Source organism: Candidatus Pelagibacter sp. Uisw_130, from assembly GCF_047722505.1.
Lineage (GTDB): Bacteria > Pseudomonadota > Alphaproteobacteria > Pelagibacterales > Pelagibacteraceae > Pelagibacter.
Map to the genome: position 1 here is coordinate 573,988 of NZ_CP159814.1, position 23,852 is coordinate 597,839.

Annotated in this window: 25 protein-coding genes and 1 pseudogene; 20 read left to right on the top strand and 6 right to left on the bottom strand. The window is 29.2% G+C overall.

All coding sequences use genetic code 11. The features are described 5' to 3' along the window. Positions 1 to 121: 121 nt before the first annotated feature. Genes ABXT55_RS03050 through ABXT55_RS03060 form a run of 3 tightly spaced genes read left to right on the top strand, consistent with a single transcriptional unit; the run spans position 122 to position 5,672 of the window. Positions 122 to 2,749 (top strand): valine--tRNA ligase, encoded by a 2,628-nt coding sequence (locus ABXT55_RS03050; protein ID WP_415285284.1) that lies wholly within the window; start codon positions 122 to 124, stop codon positions 2,747 to 2,749. Beyond that, positions 2,749 to 4,467: a dihydroxy-acid dehydratase gene (gene ilvD, locus ABXT55_RS03055; protein WP_415285285.1), complete on the top strand. Its 1,719-nt coding sequence runs from the start codon at positions 2,749 to 2,751 to the stop codon at positions 4,465 to 4,467. Before ABXT55_RS03050 ends, ilvD begins: the two co-directional genes overlap by 1 nt. After that, entirely contained in the window at positions 4,467 to 5,672 is a 1,206-nt protein-coding gene (locus ABXT55_RS03060) for a sugar phosphate nucleotidyltransferase (protein WP_415285286.1), read from the top strand. The genes ilvD and ABXT55_RS03060 overlap by 1 nt, the downstream gene beginning before the upstream one ends. Positions 5,673 to 5,695: 23 nt before the next feature. Here ABXT55_RS03060 and ABXT55_RS03065 read toward each other — a convergent pair whose 3' ends face one another. The 3 genes from ABXT55_RS03065 to ABXT55_RS03075 all read right to left on the bottom strand — a co-directional run bounded on the left by ABXT55_RS03065 (position 5,696) and on the right by ABXT55_RS03075 (position 8,225). After that, the gene (locus ABXT55_RS03065; RefSeq protein ID WP_415285287.1) at positions 5,696 to 6,655 is read right to left on the bottom strand and encodes a hypothetical protein; all 960 of its coding nucleotides are present in this window, start codon (positions 6,653 to 6,655) and stop codon (positions 5,696 to 5,698) included. A 291-nt stretch (positions 6,656 to 6,946) separates the two neighbouring features. Beyond that, entirely contained in the window at positions 6,947 to 7,168 is a 222-nt protein-coding gene (locus ABXT55_RS03070) for a DUF6552 family protein (RefSeq protein ID WP_271482642.1), read from the bottom strand. 82 nt (positions 7,169 to 7,250) lie between these two features. Beyond that, positions 7,251 to 8,225, bottom strand: coding sequence for a zinc ABC transporter substrate-binding protein (locus tag ABXT55_RS03075; RefSeq protein ID WP_415285288.1), 975 nt, complete (start codon positions 8,223 to 8,225; stop codon positions 7,251 to 7,253). An 89-nt stretch (positions 8,226 to 8,314) separates the two neighbouring features. Between ABXT55_RS03075 and ABXT55_RS03080 the strand changes: the two genes are divergently transcribed. From ABXT55_RS03080 to ABXT55_RS03095, 4 genes are read left to right on the top strand one after another with little or no spacing between them, the layout of a single operon-like run. After that, positions 8,315 to 9,070, top strand: a complete 756-nt coding sequence (locus ABXT55_RS03080) for an ATP-binding cassette domain-containing protein (protein WP_415285289.1) — start codon at positions 8,315 to 8,317, stop codon at positions 9,068 to 9,070. Between the two features lie 2 nt (positions 9,071 to 9,072). Then, positions 9,073 to 9,876, top strand: a complete 804-nt coding sequence (locus ABXT55_RS03085; protein WP_415285290.1) for a metal ABC transporter permease — start codon at positions 9,073 to 9,075, stop codon at positions 9,874 to 9,876. 22 nt (positions 9,877 to 9,898) lie between these two features. Next, positions 9,899 to 10,300 carry a Fur family transcriptional regulator gene (locus ABXT55_RS03090; protein ID WP_415285291.1) on the top strand — a complete coding sequence of 134 codons (402 nt, stop codon included), beginning with the start codon at positions 9,899 to 9,901 and terminating at the stop codon, positions 10,298 to 10,300. Beyond that, positions 10,301 to 11,299 (top strand): Ldh family oxidoreductase, encoded by a 999-nt coding sequence (locus ABXT55_RS03095; RefSeq protein WP_415285292.1) that lies wholly within the window; start codon positions 10,301 to 10,303, stop codon positions 11,297 to 11,299. Here ABXT55_RS03095 and xth read toward each other — a convergent pair. Next, on the bottom strand, positions 11,291 to 12,067 hold the full coding sequence (xth, locus tag ABXT55_RS03100; RefSeq protein ID WP_415285293.1) for an exodeoxyribonuclease III: 777 nt from the start codon (positions 12,065 to 12,067) through the stop codon (positions 11,291 to 11,293). The two genes, ABXT55_RS03095 and xth, sit on opposite strands and share 9 nt — an antisense overlap. Further along, positions 12,067 to 12,384: a HesB/IscA family protein gene (locus tag ABXT55_RS03105; protein ID WP_415285294.1), complete on the bottom strand. Its 318-nt coding sequence runs from the start codon at positions 12,382 to 12,384 to the stop codon at positions 12,067 to 12,069. The genes xth and ABXT55_RS03105 overlap by 1 nt, the downstream gene beginning before the upstream one ends. Before the next feature lie 50 nt (positions 12,385 to 12,434). On the opposite strand from ABXT55_RS03105, the gene ABXT55_RS03110 reads away from it, so the two are divergent. From ABXT55_RS03110 to secF, 13 genes and pseudogenes are all read left to right on the top strand, one after another. Next, complete coding sequence (locus tag ABXT55_RS03110; RefSeq protein WP_415285295.1) at positions 12,435 to 13,550, top strand: deoxyguanosinetriphosphate triphosphohydrolase; 1,116 nt, start codon at positions 12,435 to 12,437, stop codon at positions 13,548 to 13,550. Beyond that, positions 13,550 to 15,282: pseudogene (gene argS, locus ABXT55_RS03115) on the top strand (arginine--tRNA ligase). Before ABXT55_RS03110 ends, argS begins: the two are co-directional and overlap by 1 nt. Further along, positions 15,282 to 15,545, top strand: a complete 264-nt coding sequence (locus ABXT55_RS03120) for a hypothetical protein (protein ID WP_415276259.1) — start codon at positions 15,282 to 15,284, stop codon at positions 15,543 to 15,545. Before argS ends, ABXT55_RS03120 begins: the two are co-directional and overlap by 1 nt. Then, a complete protein-coding gene (locus ABXT55_RS03125; RefSeq protein ID WP_415285296.1) occupies positions 15,535 to 16,485 on the top strand; it encodes a glycoside hydrolase family 3 N-terminal domain-containing protein in 951 nt (316 codons plus the stop codon). Before ABXT55_RS03120 ends, ABXT55_RS03125 begins: the two co-directional genes overlap by 11 nt. Positions 16,486 to 16,493: 8 nt before the next feature. Beyond that, entirely contained in the window at positions 16,494 to 17,234 is a 741-nt protein-coding gene (locus tag ABXT55_RS03130) for a segregation and condensation protein A (RefSeq protein WP_415285297.1), read from the top strand. Then, complete coding sequence (gene scpB, locus ABXT55_RS03135) at positions 17,231 to 17,941, top strand: SMC-Scp complex subunit ScpB (protein ID WP_415285298.1); 711 nt, start codon at positions 17,231 to 17,233, stop codon at positions 17,939 to 17,941. The genes ABXT55_RS03130 and scpB overlap by 4 nt, the downstream gene beginning before the upstream one ends. Positions 17,942 to 17,983: 42 nt before the next feature. Continuing rightward, positions 17,984 to 18,211 carry a twin-arginine translocase TatA/TatE family subunit gene (gene tatA, locus ABXT55_RS03140; protein ID WP_415285299.1) on the top strand — a complete coding sequence of 76 codons (228 nt, stop codon included), beginning with the start codon at positions 17,984 to 17,986 and terminating at the stop codon, positions 18,209 to 18,211. 5 nt (positions 18,212 to 18,216) lie between these two features. Continuing rightward, positions 18,217 to 18,438, top strand: a complete 222-nt coding sequence (tatB, locus tag ABXT55_RS03145; RefSeq protein ID WP_415285300.1) for a Sec-independent protein translocase protein TatB — start codon at positions 18,217 to 18,219, stop codon at positions 18,436 to 18,438. Beyond that, a complete protein-coding gene (gene tatC / locus ABXT55_RS03150; RefSeq protein ID WP_415276262.1) occupies positions 18,425 to 19,189 on the top strand; it encodes a twin-arginine translocase subunit TatC in 765 nt (254 codons plus the stop codon). Before tatB ends, tatC begins: the two co-directional genes overlap by 14 nt. After that, the gene (serS, locus tag ABXT55_RS03155) at positions 19,182 to 20,441 is read left to right on the top strand and encodes a serine--tRNA ligase (RefSeq protein WP_415285301.1); all 1,260 of its coding nucleotides are present in this window, start codon (positions 19,182 to 19,184) and stop codon (positions 20,439 to 20,441) included. Before tatC ends, serS begins: the two co-directional genes overlap by 8 nt. A gap of 53 nt (positions 20,442 to 20,494) precedes the next feature. Next, positions 20,495 to 20,779: a preprotein translocase subunit YajC gene (gene yajC / locus ABXT55_RS03160; protein ID WP_271482606.1), complete on the top strand. Its 285-nt coding sequence runs from the start codon at positions 20,495 to 20,497 to the stop codon at positions 20,777 to 20,779. A 12-nt stretch (positions 20,780 to 20,791) separates the two neighbouring features. After that, the gene (secD, locus tag ABXT55_RS03165) at positions 20,792 to 22,345 is read left to right on the top strand and encodes a protein translocase subunit SecD (RefSeq protein WP_415285302.1); all 1,554 of its coding nucleotides are present in this window, start codon (positions 20,792 to 20,794) and stop codon (positions 22,343 to 22,345) included. Then, positions 22,346 to 23,233 carry a protein translocase subunit SecF gene (gene secF, locus ABXT55_RS03170; RefSeq protein ID WP_415285303.1) on the top strand — a complete coding sequence of 296 codons (888 nt, stop codon included), beginning with the start codon at positions 22,346 to 22,348 and terminating at the stop codon, positions 23,231 to 23,233. It begins immediately after the preceding gene. Positions 23,234 to 23,235: 2 nt separating this feature from the next. Here the strand turns inward: secF and ABXT55_RS03175 are convergent, their stop codons facing one another. Continuing rightward, a complete protein-coding gene (locus ABXT55_RS03175; protein WP_415285304.1) occupies positions 23,236 to 23,829 on the bottom strand; it encodes a urate hydroxylase PuuD in 594 nt (197 codons plus the stop codon). Between the last annotated feature and the right edge of the window lie 23 nt (positions 23,830 to 23,852).

The following is a 23,852-nucleotide window of genomic DNA, read 5'->3' on the forward strand; positions in this document are numbered from 1 at the left end:
CTCAATTTAAAACAAATAGAGTGCCTTTTATATATTAAATTTATAAAATTAGTCTACCAAATAAGCCTTCAAAATGATTATTGTTAATTCATATTATTAAATTATAAACTTATAATCATCTATGAGTAACGACAAATACATACATACAGACGTTGAAGATAAGATTTATTCTTATTGGGAAAAAAATAATTTATTCAAACCCACAAAAAATAAGAAAAAATTTTCAGTAGTTATACCTCCACCCAATGTAACAGGTAGTCTTCACATGGGGCACGCTTTGAATAATTCAATTCAAGATCTTTTGGTTAGATATCACCGTATGAATAATTATGAAACCTTATGGCAACCAGGAACAGACCATGCTGGTATTGCTACACAGGCTTTAGTTGAAAAAAAATTATCTGCTGAAGGTATTGATAAAAATGAAATTGGAAGGGAAAAATTTATAGAAAAAGTTTGGGAATGGAAGAAAGAGCATGGTGATATCATCTTAAATCAACTTAAAAAATTGGGTTGCTCTTGTGATTGGTCGAGAAATGCTTTTACAATGGATGAAAATCTTTCAAAATCAGTTTTAAAAGTTTTTGTAGAACTTCACAAAAAAGGTTTAATTTATAAAGATAAAAAATTAGTTAATTGGGATACAGTTTTAAAAACTGCAATATCAGATTTAGAAGTAGATCAAAGAGAGGTTAATTCTAAGATTTATTATATTCAATATCCCATAGAAGGTTCTAGTGATTTTATAACAATAGCTACAACTAGACCTGAGACTATGTTGGGTGATACTGCAATTGCTGTAAATTCAAAAGATGATCGATTTAAACATTTAGTTGGTAAATTTGTTACAGTTCCAATTGTTGCAAGAAAAATAAAAATTATTGAAGATGATTATGCTGATCCAGAAATGGGAACTGGTGCTTTAAAAATAACACCTGCCCATGATTTTAATGACTATGAGGTTGGACAGAGAAATAATTTAGAAATTATAAATATCTTTACTGAAGGAGGTAAAGTAAACGATAATGCTCCCAAAGAATATATTGGACTTGATAGATTTGAAGCTAGAAAAAGAGTTTTAAAAGAACTTAAAGAAAAAGATTTTTTTGTTAAGGAAGAAAATATAAAGAATAAAGTTCCTTATGGGGATAGATCTAATTCAATAATTGAACCTTTTTTAACAGAACAATGGTTTGTAGATGCAAAAAAATTATCAATTAAAGCTAAAGATATAGTTAACTCTAAAAAAACTAATTTCTTTCCTGCAAATTGGTCAAAGACTTACTTTCAGTGGATGAACAATATAGAGCCATGGTGTATCTCAAGACAGCTTTGGTGGGGACATCAAATACCAGCATGGTATGGTCCAGATAAAAAGATCTTTGTTGCAATAAATGAAGATGAAGCAAAAGCTGAAGCTAAAAATTTTTACAACAAAGAAGTAGATTTAATTCGAGATCCAGATGTATTAGATACTTGGTTTTCATCAGGTCTATGGCCTTTTGCTACATTAGGGTGGCCTGACAATAAAGAATATATTGATAAATTTTACCCAACATCAGTACTTGTAACTGGGTTTGACATTATATTTTTTTGGGTAGCACGTATGATTATGTTTGGAATGGAGTTTTTAGACAAAGAACCTTTTAAAGATATTTATGTTCATGCACTTGTTAAAGATGAGAAGGGACAAAAAATGTCAAAATCTAAGGGAAACGTAATTAATCCTTTAGATTTAATTGAAAAATATAGTGCAGATGCTTTAAGATTTACTTTACTTTCAATGGCATCACCTGGAACCGATGTAAAACTTTCTGAAGATAGAGTTAAAGGGTATAGAAATTTTTTGAATAAATTATGGAATGCAAACAATTTTTTAATTACCAATGATTGTGATTTTTCTAAAATTGAAGAAAAACCAAATCTATCAATTAATATTAATAAATGGATTTATTCTGAACTAATAGAAACTAAAAATAAAATTGAAAAAAACTTGAAAGATTATAGGTTTGATGAAGCTGCAAAAAATGCGTATCAATTTACTTGGCACTCTTATTGTGATTGGTACTTAGAGCTATCTAAAACAATACTATTTTCAGAAGATGAAAAATCAAAAGATGAAGTAAGACAGGTATCAGCTTATATATTTAAACAAATATTAATATTATTACACCCGTTTATTCCATTTGTTACAGAAGAAATTTGGCTAAATAATAAGTTTGATAAGTCAGGTAAAGATTTCTTAATGTTAGCTAATTGGCCTTCAGGGGAACCTGAAAAGGACATATCCACTAATCAAGTTGAAAAAATTATTAGTATAGTTTCTGAATTAAGATCATTTAAAAATGAATTAAGTGTAGGCCCTGGCTCATTTATAGATATTTCAGTAGAGAGTGTTAGTAAAAAAGAACAATCTTTTTTTACTGAAAATGAAGTTATTCTAAAAAAACTTGGTCGTATCAAAAACTTACATAATAAAGATTTAGAAAAACCAGCTGCTACTCTTGTAGTTTCTGGAGATCTATTTAAAGTATATTTTGATGAAGATGTTGATTTAGAATTAATTAAAAAAAACTTAACTACAAGACAAAATAAATACCAAGAGGAAATGGACAAGATATCACATAGATTAGCAAATAAAGACTTTGTTGATAGAGCGCCAAAAGATATTGTTGATCAGGAAAAAAATAATTATAATAATTTAAAAAATGATGTTGAGAGAATATCAATAACTATAAAAGGTATATAATGGCAAAATTTAACAAAAAAAAATTACCAAGCAGACATACTTCATTAGGTGCTGATAGAGCTCCACACAGATCTTTTTATTATGCGATGGGTGAAACTGAAAAAGATGTAGCAAAACCATTTGTTGGTGTTGTTTCAACTTGGAATGAAGCTGCTCCTTGTAATATTGCCTTAATGAGACAAGCTCAATCTGTTAAAAAAGGTGTTAGAGCTTCAGGTGGAACCCCTAGAGAATTTTGCACAATAACTGTGACCGATGGTATTGCAATGGGTCATGAAGGAATGAAGTCATCTTTAATTTCTCGTGAAGTAATCGCTGACTCAACTGAACTTACTGTACGTGGTCATTGTTATGATGCACTAGTTGGTATTGCTGGCTGTGATAAATCTTTACCTGCCTTAATGATGGCAATGGTTAGATTAAATGTTCCAAGTGTATTTATTTATGGTGGCTCAATACTTCCCGGTCAATACAAAGGTAAAGATGTAACTGTTGTTGATGTTTTTGAAGCAGTTGGAAAACATTCAGCAGGACAAATGTCTGCAAAAGAATTAAGAAAATTAGAACTTGTTGCATGTCCAAGTGCTGGTGCATGTGGTGGGCAATTTACTGCAAATACTATGGCCTGCGTTTCTGAAGCTATCGGTTTAGCCTTACCATATTCAGCTGGAACACCTGCTCCATACGAAGAACGTGATAAATATGCTTTATTAAGTGGAAAGACTGTAATGAATTTATTAGAAAAAAATATTCGCCCAAGAGATATTGTCACAAAAAAATCTTTAGAAAATGCTGCAACAATTGTAGCTGCAACTGGTGGATCAACGAATGCTGCTTTGCACTTACCAGCTATTGCTAATGAAATTGGAATTAAGTTTGATTTAATGGATGTAGCTAAAATTTTTAAAAAAACTCCATACCTTGCTGATTTAAAACCAGGTGGAAAATATGTTGCTAAAGATATGTGGTTAGCTGGCGGAGTTCCTATGTTATTAAAAACTCTTTTTGATGGTGGTTTTATTCATGGTGATTGCATGACAGTTACTGGAAAAACAATGAAACAAAATTTAAAAAATATTAGATTTAACCCTAAGCAAAAAGTTTTAAGAGCTTATGATAATCCTTTATCACCAGATGGCGGTGTTGTTGGTCTTAAAGGTAATTTAGCTCCTGATGGTGGAATTGTTAAGATTGCTGGTTTAAAGAAATTACAATTTACTGGTAAAGCTAGATGTTTTGATAATGAAGAAGCTGCAATGGCTTGTGTGCAAAAGAAAAAATATAAAGAAGGTGATGTAATTATTATTCGTTATGAAGGACCAGTTGGTGGTCCTGGTATGAGAGAAATGCTATCAACTACAGGTGCTATTTATGGTCAAGGTATGGGTGAGAAGGTTGCCCTAATTACTGATGGAAGGTTTTCTGGTGCTACTAGAGGTTTTTGTGTGGGTCATGTTGGCCCTGAGGCGGCTTTAGGCGGCCCTTTAGCCCTTTTACGTAATGGAGATGTAATTGATATAGATGCAAAAAAAGGAACCATTAACGTTAGATTAACTAAATCACAATTAGCCACAAGACATAAGAAGTGGAAAGCAAAAAAATCAAGCTTTGGATCTGGTACTATTTGGAAGTATGCTCAAACAGTAGGTCCTGCTTATTTAGGTGCACCAACACATCCTGGTAAAAGAAAAGAAGTAAAAGTTTACGCTGATATTTAATGAAAATTAGACCCGTTATATTATGTGGCGGAGCAGGAACTAGACTTTGGCCTAATTCTAAAAATCATCAAGCAAAACAATTTATTGATTTTGGTAATTGGACTTTATTAGGAAAAACCCTTGATAGAGTTAAATCTTCAACTTTTGATGCACCGATCATAAGTACAAATCTTAAATATCTAAAAGAAGTAAAAAAACACCTTAAGAAACATAAGATAAGTAAATATAAAATTGTTTTAGAGCCATCTAAAAGAAATACAGCACCAGCAATTCTTGCATCAGCATTAATTAAAGACATTCCAAATGAACAACCCTTAATGTTTTTTGCAGCAGACCACTTAATAGAAAAAGCAAACATTTTTAATAAAGCTATTAATAAGAATAAAACCAACTTAACAGATCAAAATATATTTATCTTTGGTATTAAACCAACATCTCCGTCAAGTGAATATGGTTATTTTTTAACAAAAAAAGTTAAAGGAAATATTAATAAAGTCACTAAATTTATTGAAAAACCTAAGGAAGCTAAAGCTAAACAAGTGATTAAACAAAAAGGTTATTGGAATTCTGGAATGTTTTTTTTAAGAAAAGACTCAATAATAAATAACTTTAAAAAATACCAACCTACTATATATAAAAATTGTGTTAATGCTGTTTCAAAAGCCAAACTTAAAAATAACACTTATTACTTAAATAAAGCTTCATTTGAAAAGGCTACAGCAAAGTCTTTTGATTATGCAATTTTAGAAAAAACTAAACAAATCAATGCTATTAAATTAGATATCCCATGGTCAGATCTTGGCAGCTGGAAAGAGATCTTAAAAATGTATGATAAAAATAAAAATAAATATTACAAGAAAAAGAATGTTTATTACCGACCTTGGGGGAGGTACGTTAATTTATTTGAAGGTAAAGGTTTTTTAATTAAAGAACTATTTGTAAAACCTAAGGGTATATTAAGTTTACAAAAACATCATCACAGATCAGAACATTGGCTAGTAACTCAAGGAAAACCTAAAATTACACTTAATAAAGATAGTTTTTTTAAAAAACAAAACGATCATATATTCATTCCTTTAGAGGCAATTCATAGAATTGAAAATCCTGGTAATAAACCTGTTAAGATTATTGAAGCTCAAGTTGGATCAATATTAAAAGAAAGTGATATTGTAAGGTTTCAAGATGTATATGGCCGTATTAAATAATAATACGACCACATAATTAATATTTAAAACCAATTATTTGGAATAATGATGTAGTGAATTGCTAATACAATTGCAACTGACACCGTCAATCCTATAGTCATTTTAAGGAAGTCTTTACCAATTAAAGGAAAGACATACTTGAACTTATAGTCTTTATTCATTGTAGATATTGCAAGCTCTCTACCACACAACAAACCAACAAATACCCAAGTTGTTGACATTGGTAAATCATTAAGTTCTTTAAAGTAGTAAAGAACTGCAGCATAAATTACATTAATTATTGTTGCTGATCTTGCGTACCTAGTTCCAGTTTTATCTAAAACAACTTTTTGAATTGTTCCTCCGTTTATGTAGAAGATATAAAAAAGAAGAGCTGTAAAGTATGCAAGAACAATTAATAATAAATTTACATCTATTTGTCTTGGAAGATATACGGCTATATTAGCTACGTCGTGAGATAACCAAACCCACCATAACCAAGCAGAAGTTACCCATACAGAGTTTCTCCAAAAACCTATCCATTTATCTTCAACTTCATCAAATTTCTCATTGATAAATTTAGATACTATTATCCAACAAATGTATGCTGCAACAGCTGCTAAACCGTATCCTACAACACTCTTCATAAGCATTTTTTCAAGCACTACAGTTGATGCAAATGCTGACAGTACTAAAAAAGTAGTTGAAACAGGTATACCTATTCTTGTTAATACTAAAAGTATTCCAGGAGCCACAGCATGATACCACTGTATTTCTTGGAAAGGAATTCTAGTTAATCTTCCATAAGATATATCACCAGCATTGCTGTACCAGCCCCATGTGATTGCAAGTATCATCACAAATGATGCAGCGCTTGCTAGCGTATACCATTTAAACCATTTTTGTTTTGACGCTATAAATGTTCCAAGCGTTTGAATTGAATCATTTGCTATAACGCTATATCCCGCTAAAGCAAAACCGACGATCGTATATATTGTTGTCATTTCCATCTTGTTTTTCCTATTTTTTATTTATCTTTATTGTTTTCCATTTCGAACGATTCTTATTCTTGAGGTCGATTTAATAGAGAAGAGAAATTTTATCTATAGATAAATTTATTAATATTTTTTGTGATGAGTTGATTCATCGATCATTATATTATTCAAAGTTGAAGTCTATATAGAGAATTTATTAATATTGTTTGAGGAAAGATGATTCATCGTTAATTATATTAATTAATAATTTTGTCTAGTTGTAAAATATTTTAAATACAACTTATTAAGGCTTTATAGATACTAAAATATCACCTTATAAATACCTATTAAGAACAGTGGTATCTGCAAACCAAAGTTTGTTAATATAGCTTTATCTTTTGATATAAATCCAGCTATCGTCCAACCAATAACTCCAAGACCATGGAAGTAGATGTTAATAGGGTAGATATTTAAATTAGTTAATAATATTCCAGTTAATACTAAAGCAGTACTGATCCATTTAAGGTATTTTTTAATAAACATAGTCTCCTCTTTATGTAAGTTTTATGAGGATTTTATTACAATATAGAAGAGACTGAAATCTTTATTTAATTACTAAATAATATTAGCAATTAAATGAAGCCGACATATTTCTGATTAAATCAAAATATAAATCTTTTCCTGGCTTTAGATTAGCACCTAGTGGATCCAAGACACCAGTTTTTACACTTGTATCTTTGGCAATAGATTTGATTATATCAGGATTAAATTGAGGCTCTGATAATATACAATTCACATTATCATGTTCAATGACTTCATGAATTTCATGAATTTGTTCTGCACCAGGCATAACATCAGGATTAACAGTCATTGCACCAAGTATGTTTACATTAAATCTATTTTCATAATATTGATATGCATCATGAAATACTACGTAACTAAGGTCCGTATTAGTTTCAGTAATTACATCAATTATTAGCTTATCAATACCAGATCTAGCTTTAGCTAAATTAGATTTATAAGTAGCTGCATTTTTTGAATCATTTTCAATTAAATGTTCAGTTATCTCATTTAATATCACTTTTGCATTAATTGGATCTAACCAAATGTGTGGATCATATTCACCATGCCCATGATCATCATGATCATCATGCTCTTCTTTCTTAGCATCATCTCCGTGATCATCGTGCTCTTCTTTTTTAGCATCATCTCCGTGATCATCGTGACCTTCATGTTCTTCAAAAATATTTCTTTCTCTGAATTTTAATTTTTTAATGCCTTTAATTTCTAGTAATTCAATCTTTTCAGCTTTCTTAGCAATTGTAGCTAGCGGTTTTTCTAAAAAATTTTCTAAGTCTTCTCCAATCCAAAATATGATATCTGCCTGTTCTAACATTTTTGCGTGAGAGGGTTTTAACTGGAAACTATGAGGTGAATTATAACCATCAACTATTAATCCTGGCGAACCTACACCATCCATTATATAACTAGCCAATGAGTGGATAGGTTTAATAGATGTTACAACTTTTAAGTCTGCTTTTGATATTGTTGAAAATACTAATAGTCCAATTAATGTTGATATTAAATGTATTTTTTTCATAGTTTTAATTTGCTTTAAGTTAATGTTATAATATAACAAAGCGTAATAATATAACATATTTAATTAGTCAAGTCGTTTTTTAAAATAAAATGAATTTAAATAAAAAAGAAATATTAATTAAATTAGAAAATGTTGGAATTTTTCAAGATAATAAATGGTTAGTCCATGATGTATCTTTAGAAATTGAAAGAGGTAAAATTTTAACTTTAATAGGCCCTAACGGATCTGGTAAAACCACAACAGCAAAAATTGCATTAGGAATTCATAAAAATATCGAAGGAAAAGTTACCAAAAATACAAATAAGATTGGTTATGTGCCTCAAAAAATATCAATCGATTGGACGTTGCCAATTAGAGTAATTGATTTTATGAGTTTAACTCAAACGCTTCAATTTGATGAAGTTGTAAGTGCTTTAAAATTAACAGAAGTAGAGCATCTTAAGCATAATGATTTAAGAAGTCTGTCGGGTGGAGAATTTCAAAGAGTTTTAATGGCTAGAGCAATAGCAAAAAAACCTGATTTACTTGTTTTAGATGAACCAGTTCAAGGTGTAGATTTTTCAGGAGAAATTGCACTTTACGAATTAATCAAAAAAATTTCTGATGAACTTAATTGTGGAATATTATTAATTTCTCACGATCTAAATGTGGTTATGTCTAAAACGGATTATGTTGTTTGTTTAAACGGGCATGTTTGTTGCTCTGGAACTCCCACGAATGTTGCAAACAACAAAAACTATAAAGAATTATTTGGAGACCAAGCATCAACACTATTATCTGTATACGAGCATAAGCATGATCATACCCATTCTACCGATGGTAGTATTAAAGAAAAGAAACATTGATAATGCTAGATGATTTTTTTATAAGAGCTCTAATTGCTGGCATAGGCATTGCTTTAGTTGCTGGTCCTCTTGGATGTTTTGTTATTTGGAGAAGACTATCTTTTTTTGGTGATACTTTATCTCATTCTGCATTACTTGGCGTAACTTTAGCTTTATCTTTTGATATTAATATTGCTTTATCAGTTTTTTTTATTTCTTCAGCTGTAGCACTAGTTTTGTTAAAGCTACAAAAAACTACCAACTTGCCTGGTGATGCCTTATTAGGATTGCTGGCTCACTCATCTTTAGCTGTAGGTTTAGTGGTGATTAGCTTTTTATCATTTATTCGTTTTGATATAATGGGACTATTGTTTGGTGATATTCTTGCTGTAGCTCCAAATGACATATTTATTATTTGGATTGGTGGGGTATTAATATTATTAGTTTTAAAGATTATTTGGAAACCACTTTTTGCTTCAACAGTTAATTATGAATTAGCTGAAGCTGAGAGTATGAACCCAGCAAGAGTAAATGCAATTTTTACTATTCTAATGGCTGCTATAATTGCAATTTCTATTAAAATGGTTGGATTATTGTTAATTACAGGAATGTTAATTATTCCTGCTGCTATGGCACGTAATCTTTCTAATAATCCAATTCAAATGGTTGTTTATTCTGTAATAGGTGGATTGCTGTCAGTAATTGTGGGTTTATTTGCTTCATTAGAATTAAACTCACCGTCAGGACCATCCATAATCACAGCAGCATTAGTTTTGTTTATCTTGTCATTAACAAAAATAAATAAATTCACTCGATTGAAAAACTAGTGTGCAATTGTTAGAAGTATATATGAATCATAAAGAAGAATTTTTATCTAAAAATCAGCAAATTATTTTTGATTTTATAGAAAAAGCTAAAGAACCACTTAAGGCTTATTCCATTTTATTTAATGTTAAAAAAAAAGGAATTAAAGCACCACTACAAGTTTATAGAGCACTAGATAAATTAGTAGAGATTGGAAAAATACATAAAATTGAAAGTCGAAATGCTTTTATAGCATGTAAAAGTTCTAGTTGTGAAATTTCACAAGCAACAGCTTTTTCAATATGTAATAAATGTGAAAATGTTTCTGAAATTAATAATCCAAAACTTTCAAAATATTTAACTAATTTTGAAGACGATACCGGAATGCAATATAATAAATATAATTTAGAGTTTTTTGGTTTATGCAAAAAATGTAAAGCAAAATAAATGAATACAGTATCCTTAACATTAAATGAAATTTTAGAACTAGCTAAAAAAACATTATTAGCTAATGGTTGTGATGAGGAAAATGCTAGTATTTTAGCAGATACTATTATGAGAGCTGAAAGAGATGGTTCTGTTTCTCATGGTTTGTTTAGATTGCCTGCTTACGTGGCTGGCTTAAAAAGTAAAAAGATTAATGGTAAAGCAAGACCTGAATTAGAAAATGTTGCTCCAAGTATTATTAAAGTATTAGGTAACAATGCAGTTGCTCCTATGGTTTTAAGTCTAGGATTACCTGCTGTTATTGATTTGGCTAAAAAAAATGGTGTAGCTGTTCTTGCTATAAAAAATTCACATCACATGGCAGCTCTTTGGCCTGAAACTGAAGCTATTGCAGAAGCAGGTCTTGTTGGTATCGCTTGCACATCTTACAAACCAGCCGTTGCCCCAGCGGGTGCTACAAAACCTTTATATGGCACAAATCCAATTTCTTTTGCTTGGCCTAGACCTGGTAAAACCCCAGTTGTCTACGATATGGCAACTGCTTCAATGGCAATGGGTGAAGTTCAGATTGCAAAAAGAGAAGGGCACAAAGTTCCTCTTGGAACAGGTTTAACTAAAGAAGGTAAAGAAACAACCGATCCTGGAGAAATCGCTGATGGTGGAGTTATACTTCCTTTTGGTGGCTATAAAGGATCTAGCATAGCAATGATGGTTGAACTATTAGCTGGTGCATTAATTGGTGAAAATTTTAGTTTTGAAACTGCTGCTAAAGATAATAACGATGGCGGTCCTCCAAGTGGTGGTGAATTTATTATAGCAATCTCACCTGAGAAAATTTCTGGTAAAGGTTGGAACAAGCATGCTGATGAGTTTTTTAGTAAAATGTCAGCTATGGAGGGTGTTAGACTTCCAGGTGAAAGAAGGCATAAAAATAGGCTAGATAAAGGACCAAGAAATATTAATGAAGAACTTGTTAATAAAATTAAATCTTTAAGTTAATTCAATTTCAATAGGTGTGTGATCTGAAGGTTTTTCTTTTCCTCTGGGGTCTTTATTAATATTAACATTCTTAACTATATTTAATAAAGAATTTGATACTAAAAAGTGATCAATTCTTAACCCGTTATTTTTCTGCCAAGCACCTCTCATATAATCCCAATAAGTATAACCTTCTGTTTCACCATGAATATGACGATAAGCATCATGAAAACCTAGATTAATCATTTCTCTAAATTTTTTTCTTATCTCAAGTCTGTATAAAGCGTCATCTTCAAACCCTTTAATATTATAAGCATCTTCCGCTGAAGGAAGAATATTAAAATCACCTGCTAAAATAATATTTTCATTTTTCTTTGAAAGAGTTTTTAGTTGTTTAATCAAACTATTTAGCCATTCTTTTTTATAAGTATATTTATCAGTATCTACAGGATTACCATTTGGTGTGTAGATGTTAATTAGTTGAATATTTTTCTTCTTATGTTTTAACTCTGCTGAAATAATTCTAGATTGTTTTAACTTATCTTTAATTAAATCTAATTTAACATTTTCTAGTTTATGCTTAGAAATGATTGCTACGCCGTTATAACTTTTTTGTCCAAATACATGGCTTTCATAATCTAATGATGAAAAATCATCATAGGGAAAGGTATCATCTTGAGTTTTGATCTCTTGCATCAAAACAACATCAGGAGAAAATTTTTGAAGGTATTCTTTAATATTTTCAATTCTTGCTCTAACTGAATTAACATTCCAAGATGTGATAATCATTATATGGAGAACGAAACACCACAACCACAAGAAGATTTGCTTTGAGGATTAGAGATTTTGAATTGATCACCAATTAGTTCTGAAACAAAGTCAACTTCTGAACCTTTTAAAAGGTCTGCTGAAGTTTTATCAATGAGAATATTTTCATGTTTTAAATCATCTGCCTCTAATTTATTGTCGAAAGTAAACTCATATTGAAAACCTGAGCAACCACCACCTTTAATAGCGATTCTAAAAAATGACCCTGGATCTTTTTGAGACAACAAATTATTAATCTGTTTTATAGCTTTATCTGTAAATTTAATTTCTTTAATCATATAACAACACTGATATTAGTAATATAATATCAATTTATTAAATTTAAAGTATGAATAATTACTCAAATTTAGCTCTATCTAAAAGTAAAGGTCGTATTTTTAAAGAAGCTAATTCACTTTATAGAACACCATTTCAAAGAGATAGAGATAGGATTATTCACAGTGCCTCATTCAGAAGACTAAAGCATAAAACACAAGTTTTTGTTAATACAGAAGGGGATCATTTTAGAACTAGAATTACCCATTCAATTGAAGTTGCACAAATTGCAAGATCAATAGCAAAACATTTAGGTTTAAACGATGATCTAGCTGAAACCTTAAGTTTGGCTCATGACTTGGGACACACACCATTTGGACATGCTGGAGAAGATGCTCTTAATGAATGTATGGTTAACTTTGGAGGCTTTGATCACAATCTTCAAACTTTAAGAATAATTATGTTTCTTGAGCACAAATACCTTAAATTTAAAGGCTTAAACTTAACATTGGAAACTTTAGACGGATTACTAAAACACAATGGTCCAATTGAAGACCTATCTTCAGTTAATAGGCTGGTTGGATTGAAAAGTTTTAAAAATAAAATAAATTTTACTAACTCTGGTTCATTGGAAGCTCAAATATCATCAATCTCAGATGACATTGCTTATAATAATCACGACATACAAGATGGAATTAGAGCCAAAATGTTTAACTTAAACGACTTGATTGAAATTAATTTTTTTAAAGATATTTATAAATCGCACAAAAGTAATATTAAAAATAATAATAAAGATATTTTGATATATCAAATAATAAGAGACTCAATTGATTTAATGGTTAGAGATTTGATTAAAAATACTAAAAATAATTTAAAAACTAATAAAGTTAAATCGTTAAAAGATGTTTATAAATTAGATAATCCTATAGTATGCTTTTCTAATAAATTCCTAAAAATTGAAAAAGAAGTTAGGTTTTTTTTAAGAAGCAAAATGTATAACAATAAGAAAGTATTGTTAAAAAATAATCATGGAAAAAAAATTGTTACTAAACTTTTTTATAAAATTAAGAATAAGCCAAAAAAATTCTTAAATGCTGACCAACTAAAGAATGATCCTAATAGAGTAATAGCTGATTTTATTTCAGGTATGACAGATAGATATGCAATCAATTTAAACAAAAGTTTTTAATGAACATTTTTGATCTCTATTTAGATAAAATAACAACTTTGATTAAAAAGTTAAATAAAGATGGTTTTTTAGAATTGCCTGAATCCTTAAATGGGATTAATGTAGATATACCACCTTCAAATTTTGACTGCGATATATCAACTAATGTAGCTATGGTTCTCTCTAAGGCTAATAAAAAATCTCCAATTGATATTGCAAACACTCTAATTGAATTAATTAAAAATGAAGATGAAAAAATTGAAGCTATTTCTGTAGCAAAACCAGGATTTATTAATATTAAATTTAAGACAGTATATTGGAACAATTTTATTAAAAGTGTTAATCAAAATTACAAAGATTACGGTGTCAATAAAAAAGAAAAAAAAAGAAATATCTTGTAGAATTTGTTTCAGCTAATCCTACAGGCCCTCTTCATGTTGGGCATTGTAGAGGAGCAATATTAGGAGATGTAATTTCAAATATATTAATTTTTAACAAACATGATGTTTCTAAGGAATATTATGTAAACGATTATGGCAATCAGATCATAAATTTTACAAAGTCTGTTTTTTTTAGAATTAGAGAAATGCTTTTTAACGAAAAGTTCCCTATTGAAAACTCAGATTTATATCCTGGTGATTACTTAGTTGATATTGCAAAAAATATTATAGAATCTAACAAAGTTTTAAAATTTGATAAATTTGAGGATGTTTCAAAAGAACTAACTTTATTATCGGTTTCTGAATCTTTAAAATTAATTAAAAACAATTTATCAAACCTTGGAATAGTGCACGATAAATTTACTAGTGAAACTGATATTGTCCTGAATAATGAAGTTCAAAAAGCAATAGACAAATTAAAGGATAAAAAACTAGTTTATAGTGGAAAAATTAAGGCTCCCAAAGGTGAGGATGATCAAAATTGGGTTGAAAGAGAGCAACTTTTATTTAAATCAACGGATTTTGGTGATGACAAAGATAGAGCACTTCAAAAATCTGATAAATCATGGACTTACTTTGCTAGTGATGTGGCTTATCACGATAATAAATTGAATAGAAATTACGATACACTTATTAATATATTGGGAGCTGACCATGCCGGTTATATAAAAAGGATAACTTCTGTCGTTGAGGCGCTATCTGGAGATAAAAAAAAATTAATTTGTAAGGTAAGCCAACTTGTTAAACTAATCAAAGATGGAAAACCTTTCAAAATGTCAAAAAGAAAAGGTGACTATATAACAGTTGAAGACTTGATTGCTGAAGTTGGTAGGGATGCTACTAGATTTATTATGCTTAATAGAAGTAGCGATGTAGAGTTGGATTTTGACTTTACAAAAGTTAAAGAAAAATCAAAAGATAACCCTCTTTACTATGTCCAGTATTGTTATGCTAGAATATCATCTGTTTTTAGACATGTAGATCTTAATATAGAAAATGATTTGAATATAAATGATTACGAATTTGAATACACTGGAGACGAAATAAAGATATTAAAAAAAATAGCTGAATGGCCCAAATGTATTGAAGCTGCAAGTTTAAGACTTGAACCCCACAGAATACCAGTTTATCTTTATGAGCTATCATCAGAATTCCATTCTTATTGGAATATGGGTAAAGATGATCCATCAAAAAGATTTATTAACGAACAAAAGAAAATATCAAATGATAAGTTAGTTTTTTTAAAAGTTATATCTAATGTTATCAAATCTGGAATGGACATTGTCGGAGTGGATACTCCGCAAAAAATGTAATGTTAAAAGAACTTAAATATCTTTTATTTTTAATTGTTATAGTTTTATTTTTTTTTCTATCTTTCAAATACTACTTTTCAAATGAAAATAAAAAAAATTCATATAGATCTTTAAAAAATATTGAAGATAAAACTGAAAATTATTCTCGTAATCTTATTTTACTTAATAGTGATACTGTTAATATCGTAGAATATGTTGAAAAAAGCATAGATAAAAACAAAAAGAATTACAATTTTTGGAAATTAATAAATAATGATGGATGATCGTAAAAGTTTTATAGTTGGTTTAAAATCAACTAAATTATTGATTAAAGAAAAAAAATTTCTAATTAAACATAAACCCTGGGGAATAATAATTTTTTCGCGAAATATCAAAAATATTGCACAAGTTAAAAAATTAACAGATGAAATTAGAAAAATATTTAATGATAAGAAATATCCTATTTTAATTGATCAAGAGGGTGGGAGAGTGAATAGATTAAGTAAATTTTTTAAAGCAGATAAGTTTACAGGAGAATTTTTTGGCAATCTTTATCTTAAAGATGAAAAAGAATTTTATACTGAATATAAAAAGTTTATAAATAAAACTGTCTTATTATTAAAAACTGTAGGCATAAATATTAATACTTTACCCGTTCTTGACGTAAGATCAAAAGGGTCTAGCTCAATAATTGGTGACAGAGCTTTTTCAAGTAATGCAAAGATTGTTTCACAAATTGGTGATATTTGTATCAATGAATTTCATAATAATAAAATTGCCACTGTAATAAAGCATATTCCTGGTCACGGTTTGGCTAAAGTTGATAGTCATAAAAAAACTCCTACAATCAACAAGGAATTAAGGCATCTAAATAATAATGATTTTATGGCATTCAAAAATAAAAAAAGTCTGTTTGCAATGACAGCGCATCTTATTTACAAAAATATCGATAAAGTTAATACCGCAACACATTCGAAGAAAATTATAAAATTAATAAGAAACCATATTAAATTTAAGAATATTTTGATAACTGATGATATATCAATGAAGAGTTTAAAGGGCTCTATAGCAATTAATACAAAAAGATCTTTTAGCGCTGGTTGCGATCTAGTTCTTCATTGTAATGGAAATTTAAAAGAAATGAATGATGTGGCTTTGTATTCACCATTTATAAGTAAGTTTATTATTAAAAAAACATCACAATTTTATAAGATTATAAGTTAATATTTAATATGTCTGACAGCGATTCTAAAAATTTTAATGTAGATCTTGATAATTATAACGGCCCGCTTGATGTTTTATTGGATTTGGCAAAAGCTCAAAAAGTTAACCTTGAAGATATTTCAATAACATTACTGGCTGATCAATTTCATAATTATATTACTAACGAAAAAGATCTTAATCTAGAGTCTGCATCAGAATATTTATTGATGGCTACCTGGTTAACTTATCTTAAATCAAAACTTTTGTTGCCAGGAAATCCAGAAGAAGAATTTAAAGTTTTAGAAGTTGCTGAAAAATTAAAATTACAATTAAAAAAATTAGAGTTGATTAGATTGCTTTCTGATCAAATGTTAAAAAGAAAAAGACTTGGAAGAGAAATAAGATTTAGAGGAATTAAAGGAAATATACGATCTATATACAGTACTGAATATAAACTAAATCTTTACGAACTATTAAAATCTTATTCATCAATTATCATGACTAAAGATTTTCAAAGAATGAATATTCCTAAACTTCCAGTTTTTACCACTGAAGATGGCATAAAAAGAATAAAAGAATTTTTTGGTAAATTAATTGATTGGAGGAATATTAATGAATTAATACCACCTTCATTTAAGAATAGTTCAAAATATAAAAGAACAGGTAAAGCTGGAATTTTTGCAGGATCTTTAGAGCTGGTTAAAGAGGGTAATTTAACTATAAAACAAGAAAATTTATTTGATGATATTTATATTAAAGAACTAAAATGACAAAAATAAAAAAGAAAATAAAAAAAATAAATGACAATATAGTTACTTTCCCATCAAAAATGAATGCTGGTGAAAGAGAAGTTGAGGCAATTGTTTTTGCTGCTGCTGAACCGTTAGATATCGACACTATCGAATCTAAAATTTCAAAAAAAATTGATGTTTTAAAATCATTAGAGAAACTTCAAAAAGAATACTCATCAAGAGGAATTAATTTAGTTTGTATTTCTAAGAGATGGTCTTTCAGAACCTCTGAAAATTTATCAAACCTTATGTCTCAAGAAAAAACTGTAGAAAAAAAACTATCTCGAGCTGCAGTTGAAACATTAGCTATAATTGTTTATCACCAACCTGTTACTAGAGCTGAAATAGAAGAGATAAGAGGTGTTGCTTTTGGAACAAATACACTTGAAATTTTAATGGAGCTCAATTGGGTAAAACCACAAGGCCGTAAAGATGTTCCTGGTAAGCCAATTCAGTATGGAACAACTAATGATTTCTTAAGTCATTTTAGTCTTCAGAAACTGTCTGATTTACCAACAGTTGACGAATTGGGATCTGCCGGTCTAATTGATAGCTCAAATATAGATAATGCAATATTTGGTACTGGTAAATTTTACAAAGAAAAACAAATAAAAAAAAAAGAAGATATTTATGAAAATATCGACGAGATGCTAGGTGGAACACTAAGTCCAGAAGAAGAAAAGTAAAAAGTTACTTTAAAATTAAATTTAAAAGAGGTATAAAATATTATGAGCATTGGAATTTGGCAAATAGCAATTGTAGTGATTTTAGTAGTCCTTTTATTTGGTAGAGGTAAAATTTCTAGTCTAATGGGTGATGTAGCTAAAGGTATAAAAAGTTTTAAAAAAGGTATGGCTACAGATATCACGGATGAACCTGAGCCTAAAAACGTTTCAGAAAATAATCAAGATAGTAACGTTTCAGAAAATAATCAAGACAGCAAAGACAAAGAATAAATTAAATGCCCACTATTGGCTGGTTTGAGATTTTAATAGTAGTAGCTGTTGCAATCATTGTTATTGGCCCAAAAGATTTCCCACATATGTTAAAAAAAGTTGGTTCATGGATTGGAACCACAAAAAGATATATTAGCAATATACAAAATGAGGTAGCTGACCTCGATATTAATTCTAATGAAATAGAAAAACCTATAAAAGAAAAAAAAGATAATGACAAAATCTGAAAATGAAGGTGGCTTTGTAAGTCATTTAACTGAACTCAGAAAAAGATTAATTCATTCTTTTATTTTTTTATTTATCTTTTTTATAGGATGTTATTTTTTTTCAGAACATCTCTATGGTTTTTTAGTTGAGCCTTTTGCTAAAGCAGTAAATGAAAGTGGAACTGATAGAAGATTAATTTTTACAGCTTTACAGGAAACATTTTTAACATACTTAAAGGTTTCTTTTTTTGCAGCATTCTTTGTAACTTGTCCCTATATATTGGTACAAATATGGAAATTTATTGCACCAGGGCTCTATAAGCATGAAAAAATTGCAATCGTTCCTTATCTAGTTTTAACGCCTATATTATTTTTTCTAGGAGGAATGCTTGTTTATTATTTAATAATGCCACTAGCCATAAAGTTTTTTCTCTCTTTCGAAAGCACAGGGGCCTCAACAGGATTACCCATCCAATTGGAAGCCAAAGTTAGTGAATATCTTTCTCTAGTTATGAAATTAATTTTTGCATTTGGTATAAGTTTTCAGCTACCAGTTGTTCTTAGTTTGTTAGCTAGAGTTGGCATAGTTAATGCTAAGTTTCTTAGAGAAAAAAGAAAATATGTTGTTGTAATGATTTTTGCAGCAGCTGCATTATTAACACCACCTGATCCTATAACTCAAATTGGACTAGCAATACCATTATTGATTTTATATGAATTATCTATATTTTCAGTAAACATTATTGATAAGAAAAATAAAAAAAATGCATAATATAAAAGAAATAAGAAATGATATTGAGCCTTTTAAAAAAGCTTTAAATAAAAGATTCCTAGATATAGATGTCGATAAGATTTTATCATTGGATGAGAGCAATAGAGAATATATCCAACAAAGAGAACTGCTTGAAAAAGAAAAAAAAGATATTTCAAAATCTAAAGATCAGTCACTTTTTGAAAAATCTAAAAAAATTTCATCTGAAATAGATAATATTAATAAATTACAAACTAATGTTAAAAATGAATTAGAAACTATTTTATCATCAATACCAAATATACCTCATTCTGACGTTCCTACAGGTAAAGATGAAAATTCAAATATAGAAATTTCTAAATCAGGAAAAATACATAATTTTACATTTAAGCCCAAATCTCATTATGAATTAGGTGAAAACTTAAACATGCTTGATTTTGATTTAGCCACAAAAACTACCGGCTCTAGGTTTGTTTTTGTAAAAGATAAATTGGCCCTGTTAGAAAGAGCTTTATCAAATTTTATGCTTGATATACATGTCAATACTAATGGTTATGAGGAAATATCACCTCCACTAATTGCAACAGATGCTACTATGTATGGTACAGGACAATTACCTAAATTCGATAATGATCAGTTTGAACTTAAATTAGATGATTCTAGTGACAGAAAGTTTTTAATTCCAACTGCTGAAGTTATATTAACCAATATTGTAAAAGATCAAATTATTGATAAAAAAAAACTTCCTATGCGAATGGTTGCTTCAACTCCATGTTTTAGAAAAGAAGCAGGTAGCTACGGTAAAGATACAAAAGGCATGATTAGACAACACCAATTTTACAAGGTTGAAATGGTGAGTATTGTTGAGGCAGATAAGTGCTTACCAGAACTAGATAGAATGACTGATTGTGCAACTAAAATTTTAGATTTACTAAAACTTCCATATAGAAAAATAGTTTTGTGTACTGGTGATATGGGCTTTAGTGCTGAAAAAACTTTTGATATTGAGGTGTGGCTTCCATCTGAAGATAAATATAGAGAAATCTCAAGTTGCTCTTCATGTGGATCGTTTCAAGCAAGAAGAATGAAAGCTAGATATAAAAACGAAAAAAAAGAAACAGTTTTTGTTGGAACGCTAAATGGCAGTGGTTTAGCGATTGGTAGAACATTAGTTGCTATATTAGAAAATTATCAACAAGAAGATGGCTCTATTATTGTACCTGAAGTTTTAAGGCCTTACATGAATAATATTGAGAAAATCAATAAGATTTAAAGTTGTTTTAATTTAATAGATGTTGTAAGTATTCACTTTAATCAAGGAGAAAAATGGATTCAGGAATAGGACAATTTATACCACTAATTTTAATTTTTGTTATTTTTTACTTTTTTTTAATAAGACCTCAACAAAAGAAAGTTAAAGAGCATAAAGCCATGGTAGAAAACTTATCAAGAGGAGACAAGGTTGTAACGTCTGCTGGTATTATTGGTACAGTTGAAAGAATTATTGATAATGATAAAGTTGAAGTGCAAATTGCTGACAACGTTAAAGTTGAAATTATCAAATCTACAGGTATCCAAGGATTACTTAACTCCCCTGAAGTAAAAAAATAACATTTAACTAAAGTGTTATACTTTTCCAAATTAAGAATTACCTTAGTTTCTTTGGTATCAATTTTTTTTATTTTTATTGCTGCATCAAATTTTCAGAATTCTGAAGACAGCTTTATTTCAAAAAAGATAAATCTAGGTTTAGATTTACAGGGCGGTTCATATCTTTTACTTGAGATTGATAACGGTCCTGTTGAAATTCAAAAATTACAAAATACAACAACTGTTATTAGAAATTTTTTAAAAAATAAGAAAATATCTTTTAATGATCTGAGAATAGTAAATAAAAAAATAATATTTAATACATCAAATGATAATGTTCAGTTAGTTGAAACTTTTTTTCTTGATAAAGAAAGTGATATTAACCCATACTATAACCAATATAAATCTCATCAGTTTGATTTAGAAATACAAAATAATGAATTTACTTTAACTCTTTCAAAATATGGACTTATAGAAATCAAAACTTCTTCACAAGATCAAGCTTTAGAAATAGTTAGAAGAAGAGTTGATGAGGTTGGTACTAATGAGCCCAATATATTAAAAAGAGGTAATAATAGAATTTTAGTTGAACTTCCGGGTCTAGATGATCCTATGCGTATAAAGTCACTTTTAGGAAAAACTGCAAATTTAACATTTAGATTTGTCACTCAAAATAATAATGACACTTTTGGAACTGAAATGCTTCAGTTTGAAGATGGAACTAGCGAAGCAATGGTTAGTAAAAGAATAATCTTAAATGGTGAGAATTTACTGGATGCTCAACCACAAATGAACAATCAAACAAACGAAACAGTAGTATCATTTACTCTTGATAGAGTGGGGGCTAAAAGATTTGGTAAAGCAACTAGTACCGGTGTTGGCAAACAATTAGCTATCGTTCTAGATGGTAAAATTGTTAGTGCTCCAGTAATTAGAGATACTATAGCAAGTGGAAATGGCCAGATTAGTGGAAATTTTACGTTCCAATCTGCAACAGACTTAGCTCTACTATTAAGATCAGGAGCATTACCAGCTCCACTTAATATAATTGAAGAAAGAACAGTAGGACCTGATCTTGGTCAAGACTCAATTAATGCTGGAGTTATTGCTCTTATGATTGGTTTTTTATTAGTTATAATTTTTATGTTTTTTAAATACAAAATATTTGGTCTAATTGCTAATATAACACTACTAATTAACTTATTCTTTTTAGTTGGTATTTTAACTTTATTTGAAGCAACATTAACTCTTCCTGGAATAGCAGGTATCATTTTAACAGTAGGTATGGCAGTTGACGCTAATGTATTAATTTTTGAAAGAATTAAAGAAGAATGCAAGAAAGAAAAAAATAATATAATAGCTTTTGATACAGGTTATGTGAAATCAAAAACTGCAATTATAGATGCAAATATAACCACATTAATTGCAGCTGTAATCTTATTCTTTATGGGCTCCGGACCTGTTAAAGGCTTCTCTGTGACCTTAGCTGTAGGAATTTTTACTACACTGTTTTCAGTTTATTTTATTGCAAGAATGCTTACGGGTCTTTACGTGGTAAGAAATAAAGAAAAAACTAACCTAATATAAATGATTAATTTTAATAAATTTTATAAACTATTTAATCTTATCTCTTTAAGTCTAGTTGTTGCATCTGTTCTATTGTTATTTTTTAAAGGACTTAATTTTGGTGTAGATTTTAAAGGTGGGACCTTAATAGAACTAAGGTCTAATGATAAAAATATTAACGTTACTTCTTTAAGACAATCTTTTAATAAAATGAATTTAGGAGATTTTAATGTTAAAAAATTTGGTAATGAAAATGATTTTTTAATTAAGATGGAGAAAAAAGATACAAGTGCAAACGCTATTGAGGTTATTAAAAAAGATTTAACATCTTCTTTGGGGGGCTCTTTTAATTTCAGAAGAGTTGAAAATGTAGGTCCAAAAGTAAGTTCTGAATTATTAAAGTCTGGTATTATTGCAATTGCACTATCTCTAGCTGCAATGTTATTTTACATATGGATAAGATTTGAATGGCAATTTAGTTTAGGTGCTATTTTAGCCTTATTCCATGATGTTATTATAACACTAGGTCTTTTCTCGCTATTCAGTCTAGAAATAAATCTATCAATAGTTGCCGCCGTTTTAACTATAGTTGGTTATTCAATGAACGATACTGTTGTTATTTATGACAGAGTTAGGGAAAATTTAAGAAAGTTTTCTGATATCAAGATTTATGAACTTACAAATATCTCAATCAATGAAACTCTTTCCAGAACTATAATTACGTCAACCACAACATTGCTTGCTTTAGTTTCAATTTATTTATTTGGTGGGGAAATACTAAAAGGTTTTTCTTTAGCCATGATAATGGGTGTTATATTTGGAACTTATTCTTCAATTTATATAGCTAATCCTATACTTGTAAAACTTAGAGTTTCACAAAAAACAATCCTTAAAGAAGATAAGGAATAAATTTAATAAAGGTTTTGAGCTGCTACCATTGAAAGTAACATTGGTATCGATAAAAGAGTATTTGTTCTTGAAAACAACATTGCTGTTCTTGCTGATTTTGCTTTAATATCAGGTTCACACTCAACCATACCTAATGCTCTTTTTTGATTTGGCCAAATTATAAACCAAACATTATAAGCCATATATAAACCAAGCCACATCCCAATACCTATAGCTGTATTTTTTCCACCGCCACCTAATGTCATAGCATCGTGTAAATAACCATTCAGATAAGCTAAAATTAATCCTGAAAGAACTGTCAGTAATGCAGCGTATCTAAAATAAAACAATGCAGCTGGAGCAATAACTTTACCTATAGCAGGTTTTTGTTCATCAGGGATTTTTGGCATATTTGGAATTTGTACAAAGTTAAAATACCAAAGAAGCCCAATCCACATTATAGCAACCGTTACATGAATAAATCTTGTCAACCAACTCCAAAAAATTGTATCAAAATCAAAACCACCATTACCATAAAATAACCCTAGAAAAAAGATTAAGGCTAAAGCTAATGATGCGTGAATAGTTTTTGGAAGTGATGATAGTAAATTACCCATAATTTGAATCACTTATACACTAA

What these genes read in the sequence shown, in the direction of transcription:
- ABXT55_RS03130 (WP_415285297.1), top strand. Translation starts at nt 16,494, where the DNA reads ATGTCTGACAGCGATTCTAAAAATTTTAATGTAGATCTTGATAATTAT.
- ilvD (WP_415285285.1), top strand. Translation starts at nt 2,749, where the DNA reads ATGGCAAAATTTAACAAAAAAAAATTACCAAGCAGACATACTTCATTA.
- ABXT55_RS03110 (WP_415285295.1), top strand. Translation starts at nt 12,435, where the DNA reads ATGAATAATTACTCAAATTTAGCTCTATCTAAAAGTAAAGGTCGTATT.
- ABXT55_RS03090 (WP_415285291.1), top strand. Translation starts at nt 9,899, where the DNA reads ATGAATCATAAAGAAGAATTTTTATCTAAAAATCAGCAAATTATTTTT.
- scpB (WP_415285298.1), top strand. Translation starts at nt 17,231, where the DNA reads ATGACAAAAATAAAAAAGAAAATAAAAAAAATAAATGACAATATAGTT.
- ABXT55_RS03125 (WP_415285296.1), top strand. Translation starts at nt 15,535, where the DNA reads ATGATGGATGATCGTAAAAGTTTTATAGTTGGTTTAAAATCAACTAAA.
- ABXT55_RS03080 (WP_415285289.1), top strand. Translation starts at nt 8,315, where the DNA reads ATGAATTTAAATAAAAAAGAAATATTAATTAAATTAGAAAATGTTGGA.
- yajC (WP_271482606.1), top strand. Translation starts at nt 20,495, where the DNA reads ATGGATTCAGGAATAGGACAATTTATACCACTAATTTTAATTTTTGTT.
- xth (WP_415285293.1), bottom strand. Translation starts at nt 12,067, where the DNA reads ATGATTATCACATCTTGGAATGTTAATTCAGTTAGAGCAAGAATTGAA.
- ABXT55_RS03095 (WP_415285292.1), top strand. Translation starts at nt 10,301, where the DNA reads ATGAATACAGTATCCTTAACATTAAATGAAATTTTAGAACTAGCTAAA.
- ABXT55_RS03050 (WP_415285284.1), top strand. Translation starts at nt 122, where the DNA reads ATGAGTAACGACAAATACATACATACAGACGTTGAAGATAAGATTTAT.
- ABXT55_RS03065 (WP_415285287.1), bottom strand. Translation starts at nt 6,655, where the DNA reads ATGACAACAATATATACGATCGTCGGTTTTGCTTTAGCGGGATATAGC.
- ABXT55_RS03120 (WP_415276259.1), top strand. Translation starts at nt 15,282, where the DNA reads ATGTTAAAAGAACTTAAATATCTTTTATTTTTAATTGTTATAGTTTTA.
- ABXT55_RS03075 (WP_415285288.1), bottom strand. Translation starts at nt 8,225, where the DNA reads ATGAAAAAAATACATTTAATATCAACATTAATTGGACTATTAGTATTT.
- tatB (WP_415285300.1), top strand. Translation starts at nt 18,217, where the DNA reads ATGCCCACTATTGGCTGGTTTGAGATTTTAATAGTAGTAGCTGTTGCA.
- ABXT55_RS03175 (WP_415285304.1), bottom strand. Translation starts at nt 23,829, where the DNA reads ATGGGTAATTTACTATCATCACTTCCAAAAACTATTCACGCATCATTA.
- ABXT55_RS03070 (WP_271482642.1), bottom strand. Translation starts at nt 7,168, where the DNA reads ATGTTTATTAAAAAATACCTTAAATGGATCAGTACTGCTTTAGTATTA.
- ABXT55_RS03085 (WP_415285290.1), top strand. Translation starts at nt 9,073, where the DNA reads ATGCTAGATGATTTTTTTATAAGAGCTCTAATTGCTGGCATAGGCATT.
- serS (WP_415285301.1), top strand. Translation starts at nt 19,182, where the DNA reads ATGCATAATATAAAAGAAATAAGAAATGATATTGAGCCTTTTAAAAAA.
- tatA (WP_415285299.1), top strand. Translation starts at nt 17,984, where the DNA reads ATGAGCATTGGAATTTGGCAAATAGCAATTGTAGTGATTTTAGTAGTC.
- tatC (WP_415276262.1), top strand. Translation starts at nt 18,425, where the DNA reads ATGACAAAATCTGAAAATGAAGGTGGCTTTGTAAGTCATTTAACTGAA.
- secF (WP_415285303.1), top strand. Translation starts at nt 22,346, where the DNA reads ATGATTAATTTTAATAAATTTTATAAACTATTTAATCTTATCTCTTTA.
- ABXT55_RS03105 (WP_415285294.1), bottom strand. Translation starts at nt 12,384, where the DNA reads ATGATTAAAGAAATTAAATTTACAGATAAAGCTATAAAACAGATTAAT.
- ABXT55_RS03060 (WP_415285286.1), top strand. Translation starts at nt 4,467, where the DNA reads ATGAAAATTAGACCCGTTATATTATGTGGCGGAGCAGGAACTAGACTT.